The organism is Rhodococcus sp. 06-462-5 (assembly GCF_002258315.1).
Taxonomy (GTDB): domain Bacteria; phylum Actinomycetota; class Actinomycetes; order Mycobacteriales; family Mycobacteriaceae; genus Rhodococcoides.
This window is the reverse complement of record NZ_NOYD01000061.1, coordinates 162,393-172,765: the sequence shown is the minus strand read 5'-3', so window position 1 is coordinate 172,765 and position 10,373 is coordinate 162,393. Positions and strand designations below refer to the sequence as shown.

At 64.4% G+C, this 10,373-nt stretch carries 10 protein-coding genes, 1 tRNA gene and 1 pseudogene; 7 read left to right on the top strand and 5 right to left on the bottom strand.

Going from position 1 to position 10,373, the window contains the following annotated elements; translation table 11 throughout:
* Positions 1-211 precede the first annotated feature (211 nt).
* Genes efeB through efeU form a run of 3 tightly spaced genes read right to left on the bottom strand, consistent with a single transcriptional unit; the run spans position 212 to position 3,430 of the window.
* Positions 212-1,462, bottom strand: a complete 1,251-nt coding sequence (gene efeB / locus CH251_RS27140) for an iron uptake transporter deferrochelatase/peroxidase subunit (protein WP_094615796.1) — start codon at positions 1,460-1,462, stop codon at positions 212-214.
* A complete protein-coding gene (gene efeO / locus CH251_RS27135; RefSeq protein ID WP_094615795.1) occupies positions 1,443-2,582 on the bottom strand; it encodes an iron uptake system protein EfeO in 1,140 nt (379 codons plus the stop codon). Before efeO ends, efeB begins: the two co-directional genes overlap by 20 nt.
* Before the next feature lie 14 nt (positions 2,583-2,596).
* Entirely contained in the window at positions 2,597-3,430 is an 834-nt protein-coding gene (gene efeU, locus CH251_RS27130; RefSeq protein ID WP_094615824.1) for an iron uptake transporter permease EfeU, read from the bottom strand.
* A gap of 228 nt (positions 3,431-3,658) precedes the next feature.
* Here efeU and CH251_RS27125 point away from each other — a divergent pair, with 228 nt between their 5' ends.
* The 7 genes from CH251_RS27125 (at position 3,659) to CH251_RS27095 (ending at position 9,660) form a co-directional block, all read left to right on the top strand.
* The gene (locus CH251_RS27125; protein ID WP_094615823.1) at positions 3,659-4,381 is read left to right on the top strand and encodes a lytic transglycosylase domain-containing protein; all 723 of its coding nucleotides are present in this window, start codon (positions 3,659-3,661) and stop codon (positions 4,379-4,381) included.
* 88 nt (positions 4,382-4,469) lie between these two features.
* A complete protein-coding gene (gene eno / locus CH251_RS27120; RefSeq protein WP_037192069.1) occupies positions 4,470-5,756 on the top strand; it encodes a phosphopyruvate hydratase in 1,287 nt (428 codons plus the stop codon).
* A 192-nt stretch (positions 5,757-5,948) separates the two neighbouring features.
* The gene (locus CH251_RS27115) at positions 5,949-6,503 is read left to right on the top strand and encodes a septum formation initiator family protein (protein WP_256979334.1); all 555 of its coding nucleotides are present in this window, start codon (positions 5,949-5,951) and stop codon (positions 6,501-6,503) included.
* A complete protein-coding gene (locus CH251_RS27110) occupies positions 6,500-7,030 on the top strand; it encodes a DUF501 domain-containing protein (protein WP_094615794.1) in 531 nt (176 codons plus the stop codon). Before CH251_RS27115 ends, CH251_RS27110 begins: the two co-directional genes overlap by 4 nt.
* Positions 7,027-7,971 (top strand): Ppx/GppA phosphatase family protein, encoded by a 945-nt coding sequence (locus CH251_RS27105; protein ID WP_094615793.1) that lies wholly within the window; start codon positions 7,027-7,029, stop codon positions 7,969-7,971. The genes CH251_RS27110 and CH251_RS27105 overlap by 4 nt, the downstream gene beginning before the upstream one ends.
* Before the next feature lie 116 nt (positions 7,972-8,087).
* Positions 8,088-9,539: a short-chain fatty acid transporter gene (locus CH251_RS27100; RefSeq protein WP_094615792.1), complete on the top strand. Its 1,452-nt coding sequence runs from the start codon at positions 8,088-8,090 to the stop codon at positions 9,537-9,539.
* Between the two features lie 44 nt (positions 9,540-9,583).
* Positions 9,584-9,660: transfer RNA gene (locus CH251_RS27095), tRNA-Leu, on the top strand.
* A 208-nt stretch (positions 9,661-9,868) separates the two neighbouring features.
* Here the strand turns inward: CH251_RS27095 and CH251_RS27090 are convergent.
* Both CH251_RS27090 and CH251_RS27085 read right to left on the bottom strand, forming a co-directional pair.
* Positions 9,869-10,165, bottom strand: coding sequence for a CoA transferase (locus CH251_RS27090; RefSeq protein ID WP_094615791.1), 297 nt, complete (start codon positions 10,163-10,165; stop codon positions 9,869-9,871).
* Positions 10,162-10,347: pseudogene (locus tag CH251_RS27085) on the bottom strand (acetyl-CoA C-acyltransferase); the annotation flags it as partial. The gene CH251_RS27090 and the pseudogene CH251_RS27085, both read right to left, overlap by 4 nt.
* Between the last annotated feature and the right edge of the window lie 26 nt (positions 10,348-10,373).

Sequence of the window (10,373 nt, the reverse complement as noted above, 5' to 3'; positions counted from 1 at the left end):
AGTATTCGCCTGCCCACCCGGCGTCGAAGAATCCGAGTACTGGGGCTCGACGCTGTTCGAGTAGGCCGGTCCCCCCGTCCGCGTCAATGGACCCTTGCATGCGTCTGACCGCGGCAATGGTTCATTCACGCACGACCCCGGTCTGCGTCGATGGCGCATTGCATACGTCTGACCGCTGCAAGGGTCCATTGACGCGGACGGGGGGACCGGCCTACTCGAACAGCGTCGAGCCCCAGTACTCGGATTCTTCGACGCCGGGTGGGCAGGCGAATACCGCGGATCCCACGTGTTGGATGTATTCGTTCAATGCGTCCTTGCGGGACAGTGCCAGTTGCATCGGGACGAATTGGGTCAGTGGGTCGCGGCAGTAGGCGATGAAGAACAGTCCGGCGTCGAGGTGGCCGAAGCCGTCGGATCCGTCGGTGAAGTTGTATCCACGACGCAGGAGTTGGACGCCGCCGAGGTTTTCCTTCGACGCCAGGCGCACGTGGGCGGTCTTGTCGATGAAGGTGCCCTCGGGGCCCTGGGACTCGAAGTCGAGTGCGTCGAATTCGTCTTTCTGGCCGAGCGGCGCACCGGTTCCTTTACTGCGCCCGATCACTCGCTCTTGTTCCTTGAGCGTGGTGCGGTCCCAGGATTCGATCAGCATGCGGATTCGACGCGCCACGAGGTACGAGCCGCCTGCCATCCATTCCTGATCGTCCTCGGATGCAACCCACACGTTGTCGTTCAGCAGCGTCGGGTCCTCGGCTTTGAGGTTGGCCGTTCCGTCCTTGAAGCCGAACAGGTTTCGCGGGGTGGACTGGGTGGTCGAGGTGGACGAGGTGCGACCGAACCCGAGTTGCGACCACTTGACCGACACGGTCCCGAAGCCGACACGGGCGAGGTTGCGGATGGCGTGGACGGCAACCTGCGGGTCGTCGGCGCAGGCCTGGATGCACAGGTCGCCGCCGGAGCGCGCGGGATCGAGATTGTCAGCAGGGAAGTGCTGCAGATCGGCAAGTGACGCAGGCCTTTTCGATGCCAGGTCGAAGCGATCGAACATGCTCGGTCCGAAACCGATCGTCAACGTCAACGACGATGCCGTGAGACCGAGAGCTTCGCCGGTATCGGTGGGCGGGTTGTACTGGCCGCCGTCGACAGCGCCGCCGTCGAACGTCTCCTCACCCTTGGTGAGGCGTTCGGCCATCAGGGTCCACTTCTTCAGCAGCGCAACGAATTCGTCGCGAGAATCGGTGGTGATGTCGAAGGCGACGAAGTGCATACGATCCTGTGCCGGGGTGACGATTCCGGCCTGGTGGTCTCCACGAAATTCGACGACATCCGAGGTGGGCACCTCGGCACCCGACGCCGTTGCATGTCCTGCGATGGCCCCGACTCCGACGAGCGCAGCCCCGGTCCCGACGGCGCCGAAGAGACGCCGTCGGGAGAATTGTCCAGTCTTACTGTCCGGCAACGACACCCTGCACCTGGCTCACTTCGGCGGACAATGCGTCGATCTTGTTGGACAGTTCCTGGCGCTGCGGTTCGGTCACGGTGTCGTAGAAGACGAAGCCGTCGCCGCTGCGGTACTTGGCGAGTTCGGCATCGAGTTCTTCGAAGCGGGCATCGATGGCGGTGCCCAGTTCGGCGTTGCGCTCGTCGAGGATCGGACGGACGGCGGCGATGGCGGCCTGCGAGCCGTCGACGTTGGCCTGGAAGTCCCACAGGTCGGTGTGCGAGAAGAAGTCCTCTTCACCGCTGATCTTGGTCTTGGCGACCTCGTCGAGCAATCCCTGTGCGCCGCCTGCCACCTGGATCGGGTCGATGGTGAAGTCGTCGGCCTTGATCTTGTCGGCGAGTTCGGTGATGTCGGCCTCGAGCTGATCGGCCATCGCGTTCGTGTCGGGCTGCAGGCCCTGCGTCCACAGGTCCTTCTCGATGCGGTGGAAGCCGGTCCACTCCGCACCGGGCTCCACGTCGGGTTCGCGCAGGTCGATGCGCGGGTCGAGGTCGTCCGGGAAGCTCTCGGCTACGGGCTCGATGCGCTCGTAATAGCTACGCGCAATGGGGAATTGAGCCTTGGCTGCGTCGATGTCCCCGCTCTTGACGGCGGTGACGAACGAGGCCGTAGTGTCCTGCAGTGCGTCGATCTGGCTGACGACGTAGCGCTTGTAACCGGATGCGGCCTCGGCGAGGAGTCCGTCCTCGTCCGCGGTGCGGACCGAGTCGCCGGTGACGACGTAGTCGGCGCGGATACCGTCGCCCACCATGCCTGCCTTGCAGGCGGTTTGGTACGTGCCGGGGTCGGGCAGGGCGACGATGAGCTGACGCGTCAGGCCGGGTCCGATGTTCTCCACCTCACCCATGACGCGGTCGCCTTCGCCGTAGACGTAGAACTCGGTGACCTTGCTGCCGTTGTTGGTGATCTGGAACGTCGAGTTGCCGGTGGTGCCCTCGGATGCGCCGACGTCGCAGGAGGAATCGGTTGCGGTGACGGTGATGTCGCCCGACGCGGCCTCGGTGGAGGACTTCTCGGTGCATCCGGCCAGAGCCATCGGCAGAACCGCGACGGCGGCCAGAGCGTAGGTGGTACGACGCATTGTGGTGGTGCCTTTCAGGAGGATTGCAGAGCAGGCTCGGGAGTCGCGGGAACGCGGACCGGGCGGAGGAAGAGGTAGAGGACGATCACGATGTAGAGCACCCACGCGATCGCTTGGAACACGGTGGGTTCGGGCCGGAAATTGAAGATGCCGGCGAGCACGGTGCCGTACCAGCTCGAGGCGTCGAAGTGTGCGGTGATGTCGAAGGCGACTGCGCTGCCGCCGGGCAGAATGCCGCCGATCTGCAGTGCGCGGATGCCGTAGGCGAGAATTCCGGCGGCGACCACGATCAGGAATATGCCGGTGTACTTGAAGAACACGGCGAAGTTGATGCGGACGGCACCGAAGTACAGGAACACCGTCAGCACGGCGGCGACGACGATGCCGAGCAGCAGTCCGAGCAGTGGCCACAGGCTGCCGTTGGTGTTCTCGGCGTAGCCGACCATGAGCAGTGCCGTTTCGACGCCTTCGCGGCCGACGGCGAAGAACGCCAGAGCCAATACCGCGGCGGGCCCGACGGTGAGCGCCTTCTCCATGTTCGCCCGTAGTTCGCCGGAGATGTTCTTCGCGGCGGTGCGCATCCACAGCACCATCGCGGTCACGATGACGACGGCCACGAGCGATGCTGCTCCGGCGATGATCTCGGCGGTCAGTCCGGTGACGGTGGAGGTGCCGTAATGGATCACGAAGAAGATGGCGGCGACCATGGCGACGGCCAGGCCGACTCCGAGCCAGACCCACTTGAGCGCGTCGCGTCGTTCGGCTTTGACGAGGAACGCGACGAGGATCATCACGACGATGCCGGTCTCGAGCCCTTCGCGCAGGCCGATCAAGCCACTGCCGAACATCTGGGTGGCGATCGACGGCGCAGAACCGGCGGCGAGAACGACTGTGGACACGGATGGTGCTCCTGTGGTGCGTCGAACATTGGTACGCCTGCCCTCTCCAAGGGTAGGCGACCCTCATGTGTGAAGGCTGACCAAAACATACACCCTGCAACCCTGCCCGAATACGCGTTGACCAGGGGTTATCTCGGCCTTTAGCTTTCTATTACCTTGCGTGTGCAGGATGGAGTGGTGATCTCCCGTATCTGCGTGCTCGCCACAGCGTCGGTCCTGCTCGCGTTGACGGCGTGCGGCACCGGCGAACCGAAGCGCGAGATTCCCGAGGGCATCCCGCCCGGACCCGGCACCGAAGTGCCGGCCATCGACTTCAACGCACCGGGACGCACGGCCGATCTGTTGCTCGCCTGGGCCGAACCCCAGACCGACGCGCTGGGCATCTCGGTGACCGCCCTGGCGTCGTACGGGCACGCTGCGGCGATCATGACCGAGACGGATGCCGACTGCGGAATCGCGTGGACGACGCTCGCCGGCATCGGATACATCGAGAGTCGGCACGGCACCTACCAGGGTTCGTCGGTGGCCCCCGACGGCCTCGTTGCGCCGCCGATCCGCGGAATCCCACTCGACGGCGGACCGGGCGTCGCCGAGATTCCGGACACCGACGGCGGCGTGATGGACGGTGATACCGAGTTCGATCGGGCGATGGGCCCGATGCAGTTCATTCCCGAGACGTGGAAGAAATGGGGCGTCGACGCCAACGGCGATGGCGTCGCAGATCCCGACAACATCGACGACGCAGCGCTGACCGCGGCGCGATACCTGTGTGCGCGCGGCGGAGATCTGCGGACGGCGCAGGGCTGGGAGAGCGCGCTGATGGCGTACAACCTGTCCGGTCAGTATCTGCGGGACGTGCGCGATCGAGCGGCCGCGTACTCGGTGGGCACCAGGCCGTAGGACCTCCATGCATCGCGGGCAGGACAGGGGAGCGGCTAGTCTTGCACCCGGCACAGTCCGTCGGTACCCGTTTATAGGAGAAGCATTCGTGGCCATCATTGAGCAGGTCGGAGCGCGCGAAATCCTCGATTCTCGTGGCAACCCCACGATCGAGGTCGAGGTCGCATTGGACGACGGGACGCTGAGTCGCGCCGCCGTTCCCTCCGGTGCATCCACCGGTGAGCACGAGGCCGTCGAGCTTCGTGACGGCGGAGACCGCTACGGCGGCAAGGGTGTCGAGAAGGCCGTCAATGCTGTGCTGGACGAGATCGCGCCTGCCGTCATCGGTCTGGACGCCATCGAGCAGCGCACCGTCGATCAGGCTCTGCTGGATCTGGACGGCACTCCCGACAAGTCTCGTCTCGGCGCGAACGCCCTGCTCGGTGTCTCGCTTGCCGTCGCCAAGTCCGCTGCCGAGTCCACCGGGCTCGAACTCTTCCGCTACCTCGGTGGCCCCAACGCCCACATCCTCCCCGTTCCGATGATGAACATCATCAACGGTGGCGCGCACGCCGACAGTGGCGTCGACGTGCAGGAATTCATGATCGCCCCCATCGGCGCACCCACCTTCAAGGAATCGCTGCGCTGGGGTGCGGAGGTCTACCACGCACTCAAGTCCGTACTCAAGGCCAAGGGCCTGGGCACCGGCCTCGGCGACGAGGGCGGCTTCGCTCCCGACCTCGCCGGCACCAAGGCTGCCCTCGATCTCATCCTCGAGGCCATCGGCAAGACCGGCCTCAAGCCGGGTCAGGACGTTGCGCTCGCTCTCGACGTGGCGGCCACCGAGTTCTACACCGCGGGCACGGGCTACGCCTTCGAGCGTGAGACCAAGTCCGCCGAGCAGATGTCGGCGTTCTACGGCGAGCTCGTCGACGCCTACCCGCTGGTCTCCATCGAGGATCCGCTCGACGAGAACGACTGGGACGGCTGGGTTGCGCTCACCGAGGCCATCGGAGACAAGGTGCAGATCGTCGGCGACGACCTGTTCGTCACCAACCCCGAGCGTCTCGAAGACGGCATCGTCAAGGGTGCGGCCAACGCGCTGCTGGTCAAGGTCAACCAGATCGGCACGCTCACCGAGACCCTCGACGCCGTGGATCTGGCGCACCGCAACGGCTACAAGACGATGATGAGCCACCGGTCCGGCGAGACCGAGGACACCACCATCGCTGACCTGGCAGTTGCTGTCGGCAGCGGCCAGATCAAGACCGGTGCTCCGGCTCGAAGCGAGCGCGTGGCCAAGTACAACCAGTTGCTACGTATCGAAGAAGCTCTCGGCGACGCGGCGCGTTACGCCGGCGAGTTGTCTTTCCCCCGGTTCAATTACGAGGGATAGCGAACAGGCTCGTATGACACGAAGTGGAGAGTGATGATGGCACGTCGCGGCAGGTCCGGGACCAGTCCAGGTGGACGTGATCCCCGACCCCGTGGCCGTTCCTCCTCTTCGAGTCGGTCCAAGGCCGGGGGCGTCTCTCGCGACGAGAACGCCTCCGGCCGGCAGGCCACCCCTCCCGAACCTTCCGAGCAGGTGCGCGACGCGGTGGTCGGCGGCAAGGCTGCGCCCCGGCGCGTCGGTGTTCGTCGGCCCAAGATGCCCGAGCGGACGTTTTTCGGACTGTCCACCGGACGAGCCGTCATCCTCGGAGTCGTGGTGTGCGCGCTGGCGTTGACGCTGGCCGTGCCGCTGCGCACGTACTTCTCGCAACGCAGTGAGCTCGAGTCCGTGTTGGCCGAGCGTCAGACCCTGCAAGATGAGGTGGACGCGCTCCAGACCCAGAAGTCTCAGCTCGACGAGCCGTCCCGCATTGCGGCCGACGCTCGCGAACGACTGCGTTTCGTCATGCCGGGGGAGACGCCGTATCAGGTGCAGTTGCCCGGCGACTACTCGCCAAGCTCCGAGGACCTTGCGGTCGACAACACTCCGACGGGTCCGTGGTTCACCGAACTGTGGAACACCGCGGTCGAGCCCCAGGGATCGGACGAGCCGCAGGAGCCGACGTCCGCACCGATGCCTCTCGTACAGCCAGAACCCGCACCGGCCCCGCCGCCGGTGCCAGAACCAGAAGGAGGACCCGTCGGGTGAATTCCTCGGCAGTCTCGCAGGAAGATCTCGATGCGGTCGCATCGCAGCTCGGACGTGAACCGCGTGGCGTACTCGAGATCGCGTATCGATCTCCGGACGGCAGGCCGGGTGTGGTGAAAACCGCCCCGAAGCTGCCCGACGGCACGCCATTTCCCACCTTGTTCTATTTGACGGATCCACGGTTGACGGCCGAGGCCAGTCGGCAGGAATCGGCCGGAGTAATGCGGGAGATGACCGAGCGGCTGGGTACCGATCCCGAATTGGCTTCGGCATACCTGCGCGCCCATCAGTCCTATCTGGCCGAGCGTGACGAGATCGAATCTCTCGGAACGGATTTCACCGGCGGCGGCATGCCCGATCGTGTCAAGTGCTTACACGTGTTGATCGCGCATTCGTTGGCCAAGGGACCGGGCGTCAACCCGCTGGGTGACGAGTCGGTTGCGTTGGCGGCCGAGAACTCGTTGCGCGGCAAGGCTATTCCGGCCGATTGGCCGACCATCGAAGAACTACGTGCGGAGAAACAATGACCAGGGTTGCAGCAATAGATTGCGGCACCAACTCGATCCGCCTGCTCGTCGCCGACAACAACGGTAAGTCGCTCGCCGACGTCTCGCGCGAGATGCGAGTGGTGCGGCTCGGGCAGGGCGTCGACGCGACCGGAGCCTTCGTGCCCGAGGCAATCGAGCGCACCCGGGTGGCATTGGTGGAGTACGCCGAGATCATTCGCAAGACCGGGGCCACCGCGGTGCGGATGGTCGCCACCTCGGCCACCCGAGATGCGTCCAATCGGGAGGACTTCTTCTCGATGGTGCGCGAGGTACTCGGCAAAGTCATCCCCGGTGCCGAGGCCGAAGTGATCACCGGCGACGAAGAGGCGCGGTTGTCCTTCGCCGGTGCTGTCGGTGAACTCGACGCTGCCGCAGGACCTTTCGTCGTCGTCGATCTGGGCGGCGGCTCCACCGAATTGGTGTTGGGCGATGCCAAGGGCGTGAAGTCTGCGTTCTCGGCGAACATCGGCTGTGTGCGCCTGACCGAGCGCTTCTTGCACAGCGACCCGCCCACCGCCGACGAAATCAACGGTGCACGTGAGTACGCCCGCGAGAAGTTGGCCGAGGCATTCGAGGAAGTATCGATCGGCGACGCGTCGAGCTGGGTGGGGGTGGCCGGCACGATGACCACCATTGCCGCCATCGCCAAGGAACTACCCGAGTACGACGCCGACGAAGTGCACCTCTCGCGGGTGCCCTTCGACCAGCTCTTCGAAGTGTGCGAGCGACTGATCGGCATGACCCACACGCAGCGAAGTGCGTTGGGCCCCATGCACCCCGGACGGGTCGACGTCATCGGCGGCGGAGCGATTGTGTGCAGTGTGTTGGCCGAGGAATTCGAGCGACGTGGTGCCGTGAGCTCGTTGACGGTCAGTGAGCACGACATCCTCGACGGAATCGCGATGTCGATCAAGATCTGATCTGCAATTCTGCAGATACGGTCTGCGGCGATGTAGGTTGCATCGCTGGGCCTTTCGGTGAAATCTTACAGGCGCTGTGGCTCACGTCACGGCTCCCTTCGAGGTGAGGACCACCGATGACGTCACCCGCCGAACAGGCTCCGGCCGACCAGGCACCGGCCGAGAAAGGGCTGGCCCGCGTAGCGCAAGCGCTCGCCAAGGGGACCGAGAAGTGGTTCCCCGATGCGTACATCTTCGCCCTCGTCGGCGTGGTCGTGGTGGCGGTCGCTGCCTTCGCCAACGGGTCGTCTCCACAGAATGTGGTCGACGCATTCGGGAACGGCTTCTGGGATCTGACCGCGTTCACGCTGCAGATGGCGATGGTCGTTCTCACCGGCTACGTCGTTGCCACATCTCCACCGGTCGCCAGATTGATCACCCGATTGGCTCAGGTGCCCAAGAGTTCCAGTAGCGCAGTCAGTTTCGTGGCGCTGCTGTCCTGCTCGGTGTCCTTCCTGAATTGGGGTCTGAGCTTGGTGTTCGCCGGTCTGCTGGCCCGTGCCATCGCGCGACGTGACGATCTGCGGACGGACTACCGAGCACTCGGTGCTGCGGCATTCATGGGACTCGGAGCCGTGTGGGCACTCGGAATGTCGTCCTCGGCTGCGCAGTTGCAGGCGACGGCCAGTTCGCTTCCGGCGACACTGCTTTCGGTCACCGGAGTGCTCGATTTCGGAACCACCATCTTCACGTGGCAGTCGCTGCTGATGTGCGTGATCATCATCGTTCTCACCGTGGCCATCGCGCACTTCTCGGCACCCAAGGGCGCGGCGATCAAAACCGCCGAGAACATGAACGTCAATTTGGACGACACTGTATCCGAGCCCGCTCCGCGCAGTCGACCAGGGGAGTGGCTCGAGTACAGCAGAATTCTTCCGCTCTTCGTAGGCGCAATGACGCTGGGATGGCTTGTCTCCCAGCTGTGGACGCTGCCGGTGCTGTCGGTGGTCAGCAGCCTCAACGGGTACTTGCTGGTGTTCCTGATGCTCGGGCTCGTGCTGCACGGCACCCCGCGGCGCTTCCTCGATTCCGTCAGCAAGGCCGTCCCCGCGACGGCCGGGATCCTGGTGCAGTTTCCGCTCTACGCAGCGATGGCCGCCATGTTGACCAAAGCGGAGGGTAGGGGAGGCGTCACGATCTCCGAGCATCTGGCGACCTTCTTCACCGAGATCGGGTCCGGTGGAGGCTTCGCGGTGGTCATCGCGATCTATACCGTCGTACTCGGACTCTTCGTTCCCTCCGGCGGCGGCAAGTGGCTCGTCGAAGCGCCGTACGTGATGCAGTCAGCGACGGACGTGCAGATGAACCTGGGCTGGACCGTCCAAGTCTACAACGTGGCCGAGGCGCTGCCGAACCTGATCAACCCGTTCTTCATGCTGCCCTTGCTGGCGGTTCTGGGTCTGCGAGCGCGCGATCTGATCGGATTCACGTTCCTGCAGTTCATCTTTCACTTCCCGGTGGTCCTGCTGCTGGTGTGGCTCCTCGGTATGACCTTCGACTTCGTGCCGCCGGTCATCCCGGCGCAGTAGCCGCCCGATATGATCGTCACCGCTGGAGGCAGTCTCCGGCGGTGGCCCCTATAGCCCAATTGGCAGAGGCAGCGGACTTAAAATCCGCACAGTGTCGGTTCGAGTCCGACTGGGGGCACCAGAGTCCATATGGATCCAGATTTCTGGACCAGGACAGCGCTTTTCGGGTGGTAGCGTGGTCTTCGGCGGTCTACCACGTATTTGATTGGACAACCGAGACAGCGGATTTGAGATCCGCGGTAATCGACATTCCCGTAGGCCAACAATTTCGTTTCCGCAGTTCAGGGGCTTAGAGCTCTGTGGCGTTCGTTCTCGGTGTCACAACGTTGTCACAATTGCCGCGTGAGCATCCAGATGGTTGTGAGTCGACGTGCGTGGACTTGCCAGCCCTTCAATTCGTTCACATTCGGATCGCTACATGCCGACGATGCCCTCGAACGCCGCGACTCGGCGATTCTGATGACCTCGGCACCGACGTCGACGACCAACCTGCTCGCGAACGGGGCGGCGATGAAGCTTTCGAGCCCGATGACGCGGACACCGTGCAGCGGGGCCTTGTTCGTCGATATCCGTGACGGTGGATCGCTCGGTGTCGAGGGTGGTGTGAGCTGGTCTGCCCCGGTCAATCACGAGCGGCGTTGCCGCTGCGCAGAATCAACGCGTTCCCCTGGCCGCCGCCGCAAAGAGCCGCTGCGCCCACACCTCCACCACGCCGCTTCATCGAATGCGCAAGCGAGAGCGCGAGCCGGGCACCGGACATTCCGACCGGGTGGCCCAAGGCAATAGCTCCGCCGTGGATGTTGACCTTCGTGGTGCTAGGCGGAGGATGATGAT

Bases quoted from the DNA above. Each gene is read 5' to 3' on its own strand.
- efeO (WP_094615795.1), bottom strand. From the start codon at position 2,582: ATGCGTCGTACCACCTACGCTCTGGCCGCCGTCGCGGTTCTGCCGATG.
- efeU (WP_094615824.1), bottom strand. From the start codon at position 3,430: ATGTTCGGCAGTGGCTTGATCGGCCTGCGCGAAGGGCTCGAGACCGGC.
- CH251_RS27105 (WP_094615793.1), top strand. From the start codon at position 7,027: ATGACCAGGGTTGCAGCAATAGATTGCGGCACCAACTCGATCCGCCTG.
- CH251_RS27100 (WP_094615792.1), top strand. From the start codon at position 8,088: ATGACGTCACCCGCCGAACAGGCTCCGGCCGACCAGGCACCGGCCGAG.